This is a genomic window from Nostocoides sp. (assembly GCF_035343835.1).
Lineage (GTDB): Bacteria > Actinomycetota > Actinomycetes > Actinomycetales > Dermatophilaceae > Nostocoides_A > Nostocoides_A vanveenii.
Genome location: NZ_DAOQZV010000057.1, coordinates 1 through 15553 on the forward strand (window position 1 = coordinate 1; position 15553 = coordinate 15553).

15 protein-coding genes and 1 tRNA gene are annotated in these 15553 nt (G+C 69.0%); 3 read left to right on the top strand and 13 right to left on the bottom strand.

Features of this window, described 5'->3' with window-relative positions; translation table 11 throughout:
- From mshC to PKH97_RS06115, 10 genes are all read right to left on the bottom strand, one after another.
- Positions 1 to 1162: cysteine--1-D-myo-inosityl 2-amino-2-deoxy-alpha-D-glucopyranoside ligase (mshC, locus tag PKH97_RS06070; RefSeq protein ID WP_324386513.1), on the bottom strand; the 1162-nt coding region annotated here is incomplete at its 3' end.
- 31 nt (positions 1163 to 1193) lie between these two features.
- A complete protein-coding gene (locus PKH97_RS06075; protein ID WP_324386514.1) occupies positions 1194 to 1967 on the bottom strand; it encodes an SCO1664 family protein in 774 nt (257 codons plus the stop codon).
- Positions 1968 to 1981: 14 nt separating this feature from the next.
- On the bottom strand, positions 1982 to 2518 hold the full coding sequence (locus PKH97_RS06080; RefSeq protein WP_324386515.1) for a DUF3090 domain-containing protein: 537 nt from the start codon (positions 2516 to 2518) through the stop codon (positions 1982 to 1984).
- Positions 2515 to 3300 (bottom strand): MSMEG_4193 family putative phosphomutase, encoded by a 786-nt coding sequence (locus tag PKH97_RS06085; RefSeq protein ID WP_324386516.1) that lies wholly within the window; start codon positions 3298 to 3300, stop codon positions 2515 to 2517. The genes PKH97_RS06080 and PKH97_RS06085 overlap by 4 nt, the downstream gene beginning before the upstream one ends.
- A 24-nt stretch (positions 3301 to 3324) precedes the next feature.
- Positions 3325 to 4179: an undecaprenyl-diphosphate phosphatase gene (locus tag PKH97_RS06090; RefSeq protein WP_324386517.1), complete on the bottom strand. Its 855-nt coding sequence runs from the start codon at positions 4177 to 4179 to the stop codon at positions 3325 to 3327.
- 149 nt (positions 4180 to 4328) lie between these two features.
- Positions 4329 to 4745 (bottom strand): hypothetical protein, encoded by a 417-nt coding sequence (locus PKH97_RS06095; RefSeq protein ID WP_324386518.1) that lies wholly within the window; start codon positions 4743 to 4745, stop codon positions 4329 to 4331.
- Between the two features lie 121 nt (positions 4746 to 4866).
- Positions 4867 to 6183 carry a M20/M25/M40 family metallo-hydrolase gene (locus PKH97_RS06100; protein WP_324386519.1) on the bottom strand — a complete coding sequence of 439 codons (1317 nt, stop codon included), beginning with the start codon at positions 6181 to 6183 and terminating at the stop codon, positions 4867 to 4869.
- Positions 6184 to 6187: 4 nt separating this feature from the next.
- Complete coding sequence (locus PKH97_RS06105) at positions 6188 to 6664, bottom strand: hypothetical protein (protein ID WP_324386520.1); 477 nt, start codon at positions 6662 to 6664, stop codon at positions 6188 to 6190.
- A 103-nt stretch (positions 6665 to 6767) separates the two neighbouring features.
- Positions 6768 to 7859, bottom strand: coding sequence for an ATP-dependent DNA ligase (locus PKH97_RS06110; RefSeq protein ID WP_324386521.1), 1092 nt, complete (start codon positions 7857 to 7859; stop codon positions 6768 to 6770).
- 9 nt (positions 7860 to 7868) lie between these two features.
- Positions 7869 to 10553 (bottom strand): DUF3516 domain-containing protein, encoded by a 2685-nt coding sequence (locus PKH97_RS06115; RefSeq protein WP_324386522.1) that lies wholly within the window; start codon positions 10551 to 10553, stop codon positions 7869 to 7871.
- Positions 10554 to 10700: 147 nt separating this feature from the next.
- Here PKH97_RS06115 and PKH97_RS06120 point away from each other — a divergent pair, with 147 nt between their 5' ends.
- Together PKH97_RS06120 and PKH97_RS06125 are read left to right on the top strand one after the other, a co-directional pair.
- Entirely contained in the window at positions 10701 to 11663 is a 963-nt protein-coding gene (locus tag PKH97_RS06120) for an SPFH domain-containing protein (RefSeq protein WP_324386523.1), read from the top strand.
- A 2-nt stretch (positions 11664 to 11665) separates the two neighbouring features.
- Positions 11666 to 11884 (top strand): hypothetical protein, encoded by a 219-nt coding sequence (locus tag PKH97_RS06125; RefSeq protein WP_324386524.1) that lies wholly within the window; start codon positions 11666 to 11668, stop codon positions 11882 to 11884.
- Positions 11885 to 11916: 32 nt separating this feature from the next.
- Here PKH97_RS06125 and PKH97_RS06130 read toward each other — a convergent pair whose 3' ends face one another.
- Together PKH97_RS06130 and PKH97_RS06135 are read right to left on the bottom strand one after the other, a co-directional pair.
- Positions 11917 to 12843, bottom strand: coding sequence for a pirin family protein (locus PKH97_RS06130; RefSeq protein WP_324386525.1), 927 nt, complete (start codon positions 12841 to 12843; stop codon positions 11917 to 11919).
- A gap of 54 nt (positions 12844 to 12897) precedes the next feature.
- On the bottom strand, positions 12898 to 13854 hold the full coding sequence (locus PKH97_RS06135; protein ID WP_324386526.1) for a DUF389 domain-containing protein: 957 nt from the start codon (positions 13852 to 13854) through the stop codon (positions 12898 to 12900).
- Positions 13855 to 14026: 172 nt separating this feature from the next.
- Between PKH97_RS06135 and PKH97_RS06140 the strand changes: the two genes are divergently transcribed.
- A tRNA-Leu gene (locus tag PKH97_RS06140) sits at positions 14027 to 14110 on the top strand.
- A gap of 20 nt (positions 14111 to 14130) precedes the next feature.
- On the opposite strand, the gene PKH97_RS06145 is transcribed toward PKH97_RS06140, so the two are convergent.
- The gene (locus PKH97_RS06145; RefSeq protein WP_324386527.1) at positions 14131 to 15429 is read right to left on the bottom strand and encodes a YihY/virulence factor BrkB family protein; all 1299 of its coding nucleotides are present in this window, start codon (positions 15427 to 15429) and stop codon (positions 14131 to 14133) included.
- Positions 15430 to 15553: the final 124 nt, after the last annotated feature.

The following is a 15553-nucleotide window of genomic DNA, read 5'->3' on the forward strand; positions in this document are numbered from 1 at the left end:
ACGCAGCGACCCACGCATCGACGGCGGCTACGGCCGCCGGGGCATCCAGGTTGTCGGCCAGGGCGGCGCGGATCGCGGCCACGGTGGCCTCGGCGGGCGGCCCCTCATTGACCGATACCCCTGCACGCCACGACGACAGGCGCGTCCGCGCCGTTTCCAGGTCGTTGTCGGTGAACTCCCAGGGCGCGTCGTAGCGGTGGCCGAGCAGCAGCAACCGGATGGCCATCGGGTCGATCCCGGCCCCGCGCAGGGCGGAGACGAGCACCAGGTTGCCCTTGGACTTGCTCATCTTCTCGCCGTCGAGGCCGACCATGGCCTGGTGCACATACGCCTTGGCGAAGCGCTCGCCCAGGGCCTCGGCCTGGGTCGCGGACATATCGTGATGGGGGAAGACGAGGTCGACGCCCCCGCCCTGGACGTCGATGGGCAGCCCGAGGCGGTCGCCGGCGATGGCCGTGCACTCGATGTGCCAGCCCGGCCGTCCGGCGGGCAACCCCGGCACCCGCCAAGCCGGCTCACCCGGCCGCTCGGCGCGCCACAGCAGGGGGTCGAGCGGATCGCGCTTCCCGGGCCGGTCGGGGTCGCCGCCCCGGTCGACGATCACGTCCATCATGGCCGTGCGCGTGAAGTTGCTGACGATCGGAAAATCGTCGGCGCGCGTCAGGTCCAGGTAGATGTCCGGGCCGTCCGCGCCCGGCACCCCCAACTCGTATGCCGCTCCCGCCGCGATCAGTTCGCGCACGTCCGCAGCGATGACGTCGATGGACTCGACGACGCCGACCAACTCCGCCGGCGGCAGCACGCCCAGCGCGGTCATGTCTTCGCGGAAGAGGGCGATCTCGGAGGCAGCGAGATCGGTCCAGTCCACGCCGTCGCGCGCTGCGCGCTCGAGCAGCGGGTCGTCGACGTCGGTCACATTCTGGATGTAGCGCACCCGCAATCCGCTGTCGCGCAGCGCGCGTCCGAGCAGATCGAAGGTCACATAGGTGGCGGCGTGACCGAGGTGGGTGGCGTCATACGGGGTGATCCCGCAGACATACAGGCTGGCGCTGCCGTCGCTGCCGGTCACCTCCACGAGCTCGCCGGACGCGGTGTCGCGCACGCGCACGGAACCGCCGTGACCGGGGATGGCTGGGATCGTGACCTCGGGCCAGGCTCTCACGTCGGCAAGGGTAACTGCCGCCGCCGACAGATCAGAGCGGCGGCCAGGGGATGGCGGGCCACTCCCCCGCGGGCGCCGGATGGCGCCGCTCCGCCAGCAAGGCCGCGACCCGCGCCCGGAGCGCACGCACCTCGCGGACCGTCAGGTGCTCGGCCAGTTCCGAGGACTCCTCGTCCACGCGCTCCAGCCGGGTGGCAAGGGTCTCCAGACGGTGGATCTCGCTGTCGGGCAATGCTTCTCCGGCCCAGCCCCATAAGACAGTCCGCAACTTGGGCTCGCGGTGGAAGGTCACGCCGTGATCGACGGCATACAGGCGCCCTGCATGCCGGAAGGCGTGCGCGCCTTTGCGGTCGGTGTTGTTCAGGACGACGTCGAGCACGGCCAGGGCACGCACGTCCGGTGCGTCCTCATGGGCGACGAGCAGCGGCCCGCCGTCGTCGTCGACGGCTCGCAGGACGGGGATCAGTCCGGTGGCCAGGCTGCCAGGGCGGATCACGTGGACGACGGATTCGGGGGCGTCCTCGCCCAGGCCGCCGAGCCACTCCTGGACCATGCCGCGTCCCAGTGGGCCGTCGCGCAGGATGGTGCGGGGCACCATGTGCCAGCCGCCTAGTTCGCTGATGACATAGGCCGCCCGCTCCCGCCCCGCGAGCGAGCCGTCGGGGAAATCCCACAGCGGGCGCTCGCCGGAGATCGGCTTGTAGATCGCCAGCGGACCGGTGCCGGCAGCATCGAGCCGGGTCAGCAGCGTGGTGTTGGAGGCGCCCGCGACCCGGCCGAGGATGTGCAACTCGGCGCGCTGCAACTGCTCCGCGTCGATCAGCGCCGGTAGCCGTTCGCGCGCGGGCAGATGTGCCCGGTCGGATCCAGGGGCAGCCCGCAGAAGGGACAGGGCGGGCGGCCGGCGGCCACTAGCGCCTTGCAGCGTCGCGCGAACTCGGCCGCCATCGGCGCGCTGAGCGTCACCTGAACCGACTGGATCGCGGCCGGCAGGCCGGCCTCGCGGGCCTGCTGCTGCGCCTCCTCGTCGGCGTCGGGGTCGCGGTCGTGGCATTCGAGAATGACGACCCGACGGTCCGCCTCGAAGCGCAGGGCGAGGGTGTTGATGCGGAAATCGTCTTCGAAGGGTGTGTCCAGGGGCTCGTTGTCGACCGCAAGCGGCACGGCCGGCAACGACCCGGAGGCCTCCAGGGCATCGCTGATCCGGTCGGCGATCGCGATGACGTGCACCTTTTCCACCGACATCGTCGAGATCCGGGCGCCGTCGCGGGCCTGCAGGAAGAAGGTCCGGTTGCCGGGCGGGCCGACCGTGCCTGCAACGAAGCGCTCCGGCGGGTCGTAGGACGTCAGGCTCATCGGACGTCCTCGCGCCCGACCTGACCGGTGGAACTCATGTCTTCGACCCTACCCGCCGGGTCGGGCGCGCCTCCGCCGCCGCCGCCGATGATCCCGTCGCCGGTGTCGTCGGCCGGAGCCTCCTCGGCGATGGGCGCCGGGATCAGGCCCTCTAGGCCGGTGCCCGTGCCGTTGATCCCGAGGACGAGCGGCCGGCCGGTGGTATAGCGGATGACGCTCACCGATGCCGGGTCAACGTGGATGCGCTGGAACTGATCCAGGTGGGTCCCCAGGGCGTCGGCGAGGATCGCCTTGATGACGTCGCCGTGGCTGACCGCCGCCCAGATGGCCTGCGCGCCATGCTCGCCGCGAACCTCGGCATCGTGCCCTCGCACGGCGGCGATCGCCCGGGCCGACATCTGCGCCAGGGATTCGTTGGCGTGCTCCGGGCTGGGCGGGAAGGTCGCGGCGGACGGTGCCCGCTGCACGGTCTGCCAGAGGTCCTCGGCCGCCAGGTCCTTCAGCGGCCGGCCGGTCCACGCGCCATACCGGCACTCCTCCAGGCCCACCTCCGTCAGCACGGGCAGCCCGTGCGCCTCGGCCAGCAGCGTGGCGGTCTCGACCGTGCGCTGCAGCGGGCTGGCGACCACACGGCATACGGGCAGGGCGCTGAGGCGCTCCGCGAGCCGGGCGGCCTGGGTGCGGCCGACCTCGTCGAGGCCGATGCCGGGCAGGTGGCCGGCGAGCGTCCCGGAAGCGTTGGCGGTCGTCCGGCCGTGGCGGATCAGCAGGAGTGTCGGCACTGGGGCAGTCTAGGTCGCGCGACCTCAGGTCGCCGCGAGCCAGCCCGCGCCCAGCGCCAGGGCCAGGCCGGCACCGGCCAGGACGCGGTAGCCGATGAAGGAGCGCAGCGAGTTGGTCGCGACGAAGCGCAGGAGCCAGGCGATCGAGGCATACGCGACGACGAAGGCGACCACGGTGCCTAGGAGCATCTGGCCGGCGCCGAGTGCACCGAGGTTGTCCTTCTCGGACACCATCGAGAACAGGCCGGCCGCGGTCAGTGCCGGGATGGCCATGAAGAAGCTCAGTTCGGTCGCGGTGACGCGGTCGATGCCGCGCAGGAGCCCGGCCGAGATCGTGGCCCCGGACCGGGACACTCCGGGGATCAGCGAGAAGCACTGGACCAGGCCGATGATGACCCCGTCCTTGGCGTCGACCTGCCCCTCACCGCGCTGGCTGCCGGCCGCTGCGAGGTCGTCGTGGCGCTTCTCGGCGACGAACATCACCGCACTCCAGGCGACCAGGGCCGCGGCGACGACCCAAAGATTACGCAAGGGACCTTCGATGACGTGACGCGCCAGGAAGCCGACGATCCCGACCGGGATCGAGCCGAGGATGACCGCCCAGGCCAGGGGGTAGTCATGATTTGTGCGCGCCTGGGCATCGGTCAGCCCGCGCACCCACGCCAGAAACAGCCGAATGATCTTGCGCCCGAAGAAGAGAAGGGTCGCCAGGATTGCTCCGAGCTGAATGATCGCCGTGTAGGCCGTGACCGCCGGTTCGTCGACCTTGAGGCCGAGCATTTTCTCGGCGACCGTCAGATGGCCGGTGGACGAGACGGGGAGGAACTCGGTGAGTCCCTCGACGACGCCGAGCACGACGGCATCGAAATAGCTGAGCATGAGCAGAGGCCTCGGGGGTCAGAGGGCGGGCATGGGAGCGAGCACGGCAACGAGCAACGCGGTGCAGAATTCAACCAGCCAAAACTGGGAAGCACCTGAGGGCGCGCCGGACGGACGGTCGGGGGCGCGGTGGAGTGCGGGAGCGGACGTCAGCTCGGGTGGCCGGCCGCGTCGTCGCCGAGCTCGACGACGTCGAACTCCTCGTCGTCCAGGCCGAGATAGCGCTGATCCGAATCGGACTCGTCATCGCTGCCCGTCGCGCTCTCGTCGTCGTCCTCATCGTCGAGGTCATCATCGTCGTCGTCGAGGTCGTCCTCGTCGTCCGGCTCCTCATCCAACTCCTCATCCTCGTCGGAGTCGTCGTCCTCGCCTGCGTAGAGCTCGAGCGGAGTCATCTCGCCGAAGGCTTCCAGCAGGGACTCGTCATATTCCTCGAAGGCGTCGGCCAGGTCGTCATAAGCGGCCACCACGGCCGGGTCGTCCTCGCCGCGGCGTTGTGCGCAGGCTTCCAGGTGTCGTTCGAAGGCGGCGGTCAAGGCAACAAGGGCAGCGCGCGGGTCGGCCATGGCAGACACGGTAGCGCGTGCCTGTTCGCACACAAGGAGCCCGGGTCACCGACAACTCACCCGGGCGGAGACCCGCCGCTTCGCCGATGGCGCTGTCCGTCGGCCGCTTGCGCGGGGTTCGTCAGCAGGTGGCGATCAGGCGCGCGAGGACCCGAGTGCCAAACTCCAGCGCAGCCACGGGCACGCGCTCGTCGATTCCGTGGAACATCGGGGCGAAGTCGAGGTCGGCGGGCAGTTGCAGGGGCGCGAAGCCGTAGCCGGTGATGCCGAGCCGCGAGAGGGCCTTGTTGTCCGTGCCCCCGGAGAGGCAGTAGGGCAGTACCTCTGCGCCTGGATCTTCGGCCTGGATGGCCTCGATCATCGCCTCGACCAGCCCGCCGGAGAAGGGTGAGTCCAGGGCGATGTCCTCGTGCAGGATGTCGATGTCGACGTGATCGCCGGCCAGGTCGCGCAAGGTCTTCATGACGGTTTCGTCATGACCGGGCAGGAAGCGTGCGTCAATGCTGGCGTGCGCGTCCTGCGGGATGACGTTCTGCTTGTACCCGGCCTCCAGCATCGTCAGGTTGGCCGTGTCGCGCAGCGTGCCCCGCACGAATCCGGCCGCCCCGCCGAGGTGCGCGAGCAGCGGGTCGAGGTCGCCGCCGGCATACGAGGTCCCGGTCAGGTCAGCGAGGCCGTCCAGGAGCGACTCGACCGACGGGATGAACTCGCGCGGCCACTCGTGGGCGTCGATCCGGGCGATCGCCTGGGCGAGACGGACGATCGGGTTCTCGTCATTGGGGACAGAGCCGTGCCCGGCCCGGCCGTGCGCGGTCATCCGAAGCCAGAGGATGCCCTTTTCCGCGGTCTGGAGCAGATAGGCGCGGCGCGGATTGCCGTCGGCGCCGGGGACGGTGACGCTGTAGCCTCCGACCTCGCTGATCGCCTCGGACACGCCGGCGAAGATCTCCGGATGGTTCGCGACGACATACTGCGAGCCGTGCACGCCGCCCGCCTCCTCGTCGGCGAAGAAGCCGATCACCAGGTCGCGCGGCGGGACGGTGCCGGTGCGGGCGAGTTCGCGGACGGTCGCGAGGATCATCGCGTCCATCCCCTTCATGTCGACCGCGCCACGACCCCAGATGCACCCATCGCGCTCGACCCCGGCGAAGGGATCGACCTGCCAGTCCGCCGCATTCGCCGGAACGACGTCGAGATGACCGTGGATGGCCAGGCCGGGCCGGGTGCGATCCGCCCCCGGGATGCGCAGGAAGACACTCGCGCGCCCCGGGTCGGACTCGATGACGGTCGGCGTCAGGCCCACCTCTTCGAGCAACCCGACGACGTATGCCGCGGCCGCCGCCTCCCCGGGGCCGCGTCCGTCGCCGAAGTTGCTCGAATCGATGCGGATCAGCTCTTGGCAGATCCGCGCGACCTCGTCCTGCGCCGTCACCGCCATCGCGTCAGCTGCAGACCTTGCCCAGCGCCTCGCTGTAGGCGGTGAGCTTGTCGGTGTAGGCGGTGGTCGCGTTCATCGCCTCGGTGCCGGATTTGCCGACAATGTCCTTGGCGGCCGTCTCCGCTGCGGTGTAGAGATCCTTCAGATCGTTCGGGAGCTTGTCGATGGTGCCGGCGGGGAAGGCCTTGTCGAAGGCCGCCTGATCGAACTTGCCGGTCAGTCCCTCCAACCCGACACCGGCCATCGCCAGACCGACGTTCGCGGCGTCCATACACCCCTCGAGATTGCCGGGCAGGCCAGCGCCGCTGGCGGTGTCGGTGGCGGGAGCCGAACTAGCAGCGCTGGTCGTGGCGGCTGCGGTGGTGGCCGGCGGCGTGGTGGCCGCTGCGCTCGTGGTGGACGAGCCACCGCCACCGCCGCAGGCGGTCAGGGCCGTGGCGGCGGCAAAGACGAGAGCGGTCAGCTGGGTGCGGGCATACATCGAACGATCTCCCCATAGTTCGTTGTTGTGATCGGCGCAGCGCGCCGCCCACCCACTGTAAAGGAGGGGGCGTGCGGTGGGCCCGTCGGCCCCGCACGACGGCTCAGTCGGTGCGCAGGATGTCTGCCAGGTCGTAGGACGCGACCTCGTCGAGCTGGTCGTAGCCGCAGCTCTCTGGTTCGCGATCGGGGCGCCAGCGCTTGAATTGTGCCGTATGCCGGAAACGCCGGCCCTCCATGTGGTCGTAGCCGACTTCGAGGACGCGTTCGGGCCGCAGCGGCACGAACGAGAGATCCTTGCCGGCGCTCCATCGGCTCTGGGTGCCGGGGACTCGGTCGGGGTTGGCGATCGCCCACTCGGCCCAGCCGCCCCAGGGGTGCTCCTCGAAAGGGCACTCCAGGGGACGCAACTCCTCGACCAGCGCGGCTCGGCGGGCCTGCGTGAAGGATGCCGAGACGCCGATGTGTTGCAGCCCGCTCTCGGTGTCATAGAGCCCGAGCAGCAAGGATCCAAGGAGGGGATGGTCGGGCGTGGAGTTCTTGTGGAGGCGATAGCCGGCGAGGACGACGTCCGCGGTGCGCTCGTGCTTGATCTTGAACATCGTGCGTCCGTTGGGGACGTATGCCGCGCCCATCGGCTTGGCCATCACCCCGTCCAGTCCCGCGCCCTCGAATTGTTCGAACCATGCGTGTGCTCGGGCGGGGTCGGTCGTGGTCCGTGTGATGTGCACACTCGGGCTGTCCTTGGTCAGCACGCCCGTCAGGGCAGCGCGGCGCTCGGTGAAAGGGCGGTCCATGAGGTTCTCCGAGGCGAGCGCCAGGAGGTCGAAGGCGACATATTGCGCGGGCGTCTGGGTGCTGAGCAAGGTGACGCGGGACGTGGCTGGGTGGATGCGTTCCTGGAGGACTTCGAACTCCAAGCGGTCACCGATTGCGACGAAGATCTCGCCGTCGAGGACGACCTTGTCGGGCAGGCACCCGCGCATCGCGGCGACGACCTCGGGGAAATACCGCGTCAGTGGCTTGGTGTTGCGCGAGGTCAATTCGATCTCGTCACCGTCTTTGAACACCAGGCACCGGAAGCCGTCCCACTTCGGCTCGAAGGAGAGTCCGCCGTCGTGCTTGCCGGGGTCAGGGATGCCCTTGACCGACTTGGCGAGCATCGGCAGGACGGGCGGGAGCACGGGCAGATCCATCCCGTCACCCTAGGGCGCGGGAGCGAAGTCGAGGGTGCGCAGGTCGAGTTCGCCGGCCTCGTCGGTGGCCGCGATGTCGAGACGCAGGGTCACTCGCCAGTCCCGGTCGCCCTCGGGGTCATCGAGCACCTGAGTCACGATCCACTCCCCCGGGCGCTCGTCGATGGCGAACAGACCCGGGCCGCGCGCTTCTGGCCCGGTGCCGATGTCGGCGTATTCGGCGAAATAGTCGCCGGCGGCGCTCTCCCACTCGGCCTGGGTCAGGCCCGAATCCAACTGGGCCAGAGCGGCATACGCCTCGCGGGCGAGCAGGTCGATGCGCCGGAAGGCCGCCTGGCGGACCATGACGCGCAGGGCGCGCGGGTTGGCGCTGAGGACGCGGGTGTCACCCGAGCGGACCTCGGTCGCGTCCTCGTCGCTGGGGTTGGCCAGCGCCTCCCACTCATCGAGCAGGCTCGAATCGGTCTGTCGCACAAGCTCACCGAGCCATTCGAGGAGATCGTCGAATTCCTCCGAGCGCACACTGACCGGAACCGTGGAGCGCAGCGCGCGATACGCGTCGGACAGATAGCGCAACACCACGCCTTCGGCACGCGCAAGCTTGTAGCGGCCGACGAACTGACCAAAAGTCATACCGGTCTCGAACATCTCGCGCACAACGGATTTCGGCGACAGATCGCCGTCGTGGATCCACGGATGGCTGCGGCGATAGCTGGCGAAGGTCGCGCCGAGAAAGTCGGCGAGCGGCTTGGGCCAGGTGACATCCTCCAGCAGCGCCACGCGCTCCTCGTAGTCGAGGCCGTCCGCCTTGAGCTGGTCCACAGCCACCCCACGCGCCTCGAACTGCTGCGCCATCAAGACCGCCCGCGGATCCTCCAGCGTCGCCTCGATGACGCTGACCAGATCTAGCGTGTAGCCCGGATCCTGCGGATCGAGCACGTCGATGGCCGCAACGGCGAAGGCGGAAAGCGGCTGGTTGAGCGCGAAGCCGTGCTGCAGATCGTCGACCAGCCGGTATGCCGTGGCCAACGTCCCCGCGACGTCGAGCGGCATGTCGTCCTCGCCCGCCGCATCGGAATCCCTTGTGTCTGCCTCGACCCCGGCCTCGTCCGGCTCGGCGCCCCCGTCCGTGGCCGCGTAAGGAATCCCGCCCACGAGGCCGGCCTCCGTGGCCTGCGTCGCTCCCTCGGGAGAGGTGAGCAGGGCCGCCGGGACCGCGTAGCCGGGCTCGTCCACGTCGGCCTCGACGATGTCGGCACGCACGAGCGCGTCGATCACCTGGGCGGCATGTCGGATCAGTCCTGGGTAGCGCGAGGCGTCTTCGTGGTTGTCGGACAACAGGATTCGCAGGGTTTCGCCCTGCCCATCCGGTTCGGCGAAGGCGTTGAGGAGCATTGCGTGGGTGACGTGGAAACGTGAGCGGAGCGCTTCCGGCGGGGCGGCGACCAGCCGGTCATACGTCGCTTGGGTGTAGGAGAGGACGCCTTCGGGCGGGCCCTTGCGAGCGACCTTGCGGCGCTTCTTGGGATCGTCACCGGCCTTAAGGAGCGCCCGGTGATTCTCGATGACGTGCTCGGGCGCCTGGACGACGACGAAACCTTCGACGTCATACCCGGCGCGCCCCGCGCGACCCGCGATCTGGTGGAACTCGCGCGCCCGCAGGACCCGCTGGCGCCGGCCGTCGTACTTGGTCAGCGAGGTGATCAGCACGGTCCGGATAGGAACATTGATGCCGACCCCGAGGGTGTCGGTGCCGCACACGACTTTGAGCAGGCCGGCTTGAGCGAGCATCTCGACGAGCCGGCGGTATTTCGGCAGCATCCCGGCGTGGTGGATGCCGATGCCATGCAGGACAAGGCGTTTCAGCGTCTGGCCGAAGCCCTTGCCGAAGCGGAAGCCACCGACGAGGGCCTTGATGGCGTCCTTGTTCGCGGTCGAGGAGACGTTGACACTCATCAGGGCCAGGGCCCGCTCGACGGCTGCCTGCTGGGTGAAATGGACGACGTAGATCGGCGCCTGCCGCTCACGTAGCAGATCCTCGATGGTCTCGTGGATCGGCGTCATGGCCCACGCGAAGTGCAGCGGCACCGGCCGGTCCGCGTGCGTGATGGCCACTGTCTCGCGTCCGGTGCGGCGGGTCAGGTCAGTCTCGAAGAAGCTGGTGTCACCGAGGGTCGCCGACATCAACAAGAACTGCGTGTGTGGCAGTAAGAGGAGCGGCACCTGCCAGGCCCACCCGCGGTCGGGCTCGGCATAGAAGTGGAATTCGTCCATGACGACCACCCCGACATCGGCCGTATGCCGTTGGCGCAGCGCCTGATTCGCGAGCACCTCAGCGGTGGCGCAGATGATCGGGGCGTCCGGGTTGACCGCAGCGTCTCCGGTCAGCATGCCAACGTTCTCGGCCCCGAAGATCGCGACCAGGGCGAAAAACTTCTCCGACACCAGCGCCTTGATCGGGGCGGTGTACCAACTGCGCTCCCCAGCGCCGAGCGCCTTGGCGTGAGCGGCCACCGCCACGAGGGACTTCCCGGAGCCGGTGGGCGTCGCCAGGATGACATTCGCACGGCCGAGCAGCGCCAGGACCGCCTCCTCCTGTGCCGGATAGAGTGTGATCCCTTGCCGCGCAGTCCATTCGGTGAAGTCCGTGAGCACCTCGTCCGGCGTGCGCGCGGCGCGCGGTGCGGCATACATGCGTGGGCTCCTTGCGGGTCAGTGGTGCGGACGCCCAGCCATTCCACCATCCCTGGGGCCGAGTCGAGGCCCGGGAACCGGACGCGCTGCAAAAGCGTGATTAATGTGATATCACTTAGATAGCTTCTCAAAGACAGGGGAAACACCATGACGCAGAACATCAGCGAGCCCTCGGTCCCGCAGCCAGCGGGCGTGCCGGTCGGTCATCAAGGGGCGCGAGTGGACGTGGCCGAGCGCCCGTCGTTCGCGGTCAACGGATTCTTGGCCCTCGCGGCCGGCGTGGCCCTGCTCGCGAGCGCGGCCTATGTCTTCGTCAAGGCGATCCCGGTGGGCCAGGTTGGCGTCAATCCGAGCGTCGGCCGAATGATCGCGGCCGTCGTGCTGTTCGTCCTGGCCCTGCTGATCCTGTCCTCGATCGTGGTCGTCCAGCCCGGTCAGAGCAAGGTGATCCAGTTCTTCGGTCGCTATATCGGCACAAACCGCCGGACCGGCCTTGCGATGGTTGCGCCGCTGACGACCAAGAAGCGAGTCTCCTTGCGGGTCAACAACTTCGAGACCAATGCCCTCAAGGTCAACGACGCCAGCGGCAACCCCGTGGAGATTGCTTGCATCGTGGTCTGGCAGGTCGCCGACACGGCCAAGGCCTCGTTCTCCGTCGAGGACTACCAGGGCTTCGTGCGTGTGCAGTCCGAGGCAGCGCTGCGGCATGTCGCGACCAGTCACCCCTACGACGATGCCGCGGGCGACGGCGAGTCGCTGCGCGGGTCGACCGATGTCGTCTCGGGCGAGCTGGCTCAGGAAGTCGCCGCCCGGGTAGCGGTGGCCGGCGTCGAGATCATCGAGGTCCGGATCTCACATCTGGCCTACGCCCCCGAGATCGCCCAGGCGATGCTGCGTCGCCAGCAGGCGTCGGCCGTCGTCGCGGCACGCGCCAAGATCGTCGAGGGAGCTGTGGGCATGGTCGAGATGGCGCTGGCCAAGCTCGAAGAGGAGTCGATCGTCGATCTTGACGACGAGCGCCGCGCCGCCATGGTCTCGAACCTGCTCGTCGTCCTGTGCAGCGAGCAGAACGCGGCACCCGTCCTCAACGCGGGCAGCCTCTACACCTAGTCATGACGGGCTCGAACGCGGATCGGCCGGAGCGGCGTCAGGTGCTGCTCCGGCTCGATCCTGCCGTGCACGAGGCATTGACCCGCTGGGCGGGCGACGAGTTGCGCAGCGTGAACGCCCAAATCGAGATGGTGCTGCGCCGCGCGCTCGCTGATGCCGGTCGCTCCCCCAGGTCCGCCCAGCCCATCCCTCGCCGCGGCCGCCCTCGCAAGGACCCATGAGACGGGTGACGATTGGCGGCGACGCACGCAGCTTAGGTGCGGCCGGAACTGTTCCGCGACCGCAGCCGCCCACTCGGCAGCGGCGGCGCGGGGATGCGGGCGACCGCGCCGGCATACCCGGGCACGTCGCCGAAGCGATCGCTGCTCGCCTCCCACTCGTCGCGCGCTTCCACGATTTCGTCGTGGGTGCGGGCGACGAAGTTCCACCACATGACGATCTCCTCCTCGAAGGGGAGGCCGCCGAGTAGCACGACACGCGCCCCCGCCGGCCCGGCCGCCAGCGTCAGCGAGTCGCGCCCGGCGTCGAAGCACGCCAGGTCGCCGAAGGCCAAGTCCCGCCCGGCGACGCTCAGGGCGCCGATGTCGAGCAGCACCCCGTGCTCGTATGCCGGGTCCAACCTCAGGTCCAGCATCGCCCCGGGCACGAGGTCGAGTTGCGCCCCCAGCAGCGGGGTGTGTGTTTTGACAGGCGATGCCGCCACATTGCCCAGCGCGCCCAGGAACACGTATGCCGTGCCCGCTTCCCCCGGCAGCGCCGCCCGCTGCGGGGCGAAGTGCTCGAACGACCGCTCGTGCTGGCGGGCTTCCTCGGGCAGCGCCACCCATAACTGGACGCCGTGCAGCACGTGCGTGGCCGGCGTGGACACCTCGGAGTGGGCGATGCCCCGCCCACCGGTCATCAGGTTGACCTCCCCGGGACGGACCATCGCGTGATTGCCGCCGGAGTCGCGGTGCTCGATCTCGCCGTCGAAGAGCCAGGAGACGGTCTGCAGGCCGGTGTGCGGGTGGGGTGGCACGTCCATACCGCCCGATCCGTCGACGCCGACGGGCGCGGGACCGTAGTGGTCGACGAAGCACCACGCCCCGATGAACGACCGATCGCGATGCGGCAGCGTGCGTCGCACGGTCAGTGCACGTATGCCGCCGAGGGGCACCTCGCGTCCGTCGAGTACCTGCACCACAACCTCCTTGGTCCGATCTGCTGAACCTAGACCCCACGGCATACGGTCGGTTCATTGCGGCAGGCGGCCGACCATCGTCTTGCTGCGCGGGCTGATCCGAGACCAGATGGACTGCTGCAAGAGCAGCGTCAACCAGCCGGCGATCGCCATGCCCGCAAGGTTGACCACGAGTTGGATGACCGATCCGCGAATCTCGCCCCAGGCGCCGAACGCTAGCCCCAGCCCGACATTGCCGGCTGCGGGAATCGTTGTGACCGAGATGAAGACACCCGACAGGCCGCCGACCTTGGCCGAGGTCAGCGAGAGGACGCCGGCCGCCGCCGCCACGATCGCCACGATGAAGGACCACTTGTCCGGGGAGTAGATGAAGGCGGTGCCGGGGCGCGGGCCGATGACGTCCTCGAGGGTGACCCAGCCGAGGAGGCGCCCGGTCAGGCTGGCGAGGGTGGTGATGGCAATGGCGACGCCGAAGCCCAGGGTGAGAGTCCGAGTGGCCAGCGCCAGCAGGTGCCAACGCCGTCGCACGAGTGCCAGGCCGATCGCGGCGATCGCCCCGAACTCCGGGCCGAGGACCATGGCGCCGACGGTCAGGATCCCCGAGTCGACCACAATGGCGATGCTGGCCAGGAGGGTGGCCATAGTCATGAACGACAGGAAGGTCCAGTTGAACTCGGAGTCGGCGTATGCCCGATTCCCCACCTGCGCCCACACCACCGCATCGGCGCTGGAGCCTGGGGCCTGACTCTCCGCCTCGTAGGCGCCGTGCGAGAGCCAGGTCCCGACTTCCTCGATGTGGACGGTGCCGCACTTGTGCACGCCGAGGTCGCGCAGCGCGTCGAGGATCTCGTTGGCACCTTCGCGCGCCACATCGGCGGTGACGATGTCGCCCAGGGGCCGCAGCGCTGCACCACGGTGGAAGCCGACCGCGCTGACATACGGATGGCCGTTGACCACGTCGAGCACACCGGGGGTCAGTTCGGTAGGCGTGGTCACGCGCAGGTGCAGCACGGCGCTAGTGTGCCGCACGCGGGGAATTCCGGTGATCCGCGGGCATCCCCGATGAGGCAACGATCACGGCGTGCTGGCAGGACGCGGGAGGCGCCCGCGATTGGGTAGGCCCCGGCCGGCGTGCTAGTCTCTCCCCTCGGTGCGGCGCTCCTGGGCGTCACGCCGATACCTCGTCCGGGTGGCGGAATTGGCAGACGCGCTAGCTTGAGGTGCTAGTCCCCTCACGGGGATGGGGGTTCAAGTCCCCCCTCGGACACATCGTGACGGCTTCGCCTCCTATCGCGCGCGGGCCATGGCCTTCTTGCGTCTCGCGAGGACCCGCATGACGACGAGACCGATCATCCCGACGAAGCCGACCGTCGTGACGGGTTGCTCCTCCGGGGTCGCGGGCCGATCTGCGATAGGTGGCCGGGCGGCCGAGTCGAGGCCGCTGGGCTCGGCTGCTGCCGCTTGACGCGCAGCCTCCTTGTCAGGCTTGGCCTGGGCGCGCTCGCCGGTGCGGTGGGGATCGATTGGCTCAATGCTGTTGCCGGATGACTCGCGCAGTTCGCGGCCCTCGGCGACCTTCTTCTCGAGTTTGGCCGCCGCCTTCTTGGACTTCGTGTCATCGCGGGGCGGCAGTTGGAGGTTGCGCTCAGCGACGATGCCGGCCTGCAACTGGCGGGCACGTTCGAGTTCCGAATCGACCTCGGCGCCGAAGAGCAGCGCGAGATTGGTCAGCCAGAGCCAGAGGAGGAAGACGACGACGCCAGCGAGCGAGCCATAGGTCTTGTTGTAGTTGCTGAACTGGGAGACATAGAAGCCGAACGCCAGCGACGCGAGCACCCACGTAAGGATGGCGATGACGGCACCGATGCTGACCCACTGGATCTTGGGCTGGCGGACATTCGGCGTCGTGTAATAGAGGACAGCGACCATGACGACGACGATGGCGAGGATGACCGGCCACTTCGCGATAGTCCACGCCTTCACGGCGGTGTCGCCCAGGCCGATGGCGTCGCCGATGCTTTGCGTCAGGGGGCCGCTGACGACCAGGCCGAGCAGCACCAGCGCCGCGAGGATGACCATGAAGACGGTGACCGCGAGCTGGATCGGGCGCAACTTCCAGAACGGCCGGCCCTCGTCGATCTGGTAGATCCGGTTCATCGCGCGGCCGAAAGCGCCGACATATCCCGACGCCGACCACAGGGCACCAAGGATGCCGGTGACGAGCGCGAACCCGGCGCCGCCAGCGTTGACCATGCTCGTGAGTACCTTGCGCAGCTCGGCGTCGACATTGCCGACGCCGGCCTCGTCGAGCAGCTTCAACAGAGCGTCGACGGTCGACTGCCCCTGCCCGACGACACCGAGCAGCGAGACGAGCGCGAGCAGCGCGGGGAAGACCGCGAGAACGGAATAATAGGTCAGCGCCGCCGCCAGGTCCGTGCACTGATCACGGCCGAACTCATGCCAGGCGGCTTTGAGGGTGTACTTCCACCCCGGCTTCTTGATCTCGGTCGCCGCCTGGGGCTTGCGCGGGTCGTCCGGCTCCGGCGCCGTTTCGTCTTTGACGACAGCTTGGCCTTCGGCGGCCATTGTTCCTCCGGGGGGTCTCGGGCCAGGTCGGGTCGGTCTGGGTCGGCTGGGGGATGTCATCGGTCAGTCAGATGTCGTCTGGAGCCACACCCACGCTACGACACCCCACGAAGTTTGCCCACGC

What these genes read in the sequence shown, in the direction of transcription:
- PKH97_RS06110 (WP_324386521.1), bottom strand. Translation starts at nt 7,859, where the DNA reads ATGGATCTGCCCGTGCTCCCGCCCGTCCTGCCGATGCTCGCCAAGTCG.
- PKH97_RS06095 (WP_324386518.1), bottom strand. Translation starts at nt 4,745, where the DNA reads ATGGCCGACCCGCGCGCTGCCCTTGTTGCCTTGACCGCCGCCTTCGAA.
- PKH97_RS06145 (WP_324386527.1), bottom strand. Translation starts at nt 15,429, where the DNA reads ATGGCCGCCGAAGGCCAAGCTGTCGTCAAAGACGAAACGGCGCCGGAG.
- PKH97_RS06090 (WP_324386517.1), bottom strand. Translation starts at nt 4,179, where the DNA reads ATGCTCAGCTATTTCGATGCCGTCGTGCTCGGCGTCGTCGAGGGACTC.
- PKH97_RS06105 (WP_324386520.1), bottom strand. Translation starts at nt 6,664, where the DNA reads ATGTATGCCCGCACCCAGCTGACCGCTCTCGTCTTTGCCGCCGCCACG.
- PKH97_RS06120 (WP_324386523.1), top strand. Translation starts at nt 10,701, where the DNA reads ATGACGCAGAACATCAGCGAGCCCTCGGTCCCGCAGCCAGCGGGCGTG.
- PKH97_RS06115 (WP_324386522.1), bottom strand. Translation starts at nt 10,553, where the DNA reads ATGTATGCCGCACCGCGCGCCGCGCGCACGCCGGACGAGGTGCTCACG.
- PKH97_RS06080 (WP_324386515.1), bottom strand. Translation starts at nt 2,518, where the DNA reads ATGAGCCTGACGTCCTACGACCCGCCGGAGCGCTTCGTTGCAGGCACG.
- PKH97_RS06100 (WP_324386519.1), bottom strand. Translation starts at nt 6,183, where the DNA reads ATGGCGGTGACGGCGCAGGACGAGGTCGCGCGGATCTGCCAAGAGCTG.
- PKH97_RS06125 (WP_324386524.1), top strand. Translation starts at nt 11,666, where the DNA reads ATGACGGGCTCGAACGCGGATCGGCCGGAGCGGCGTCAGGTGCTGCTC.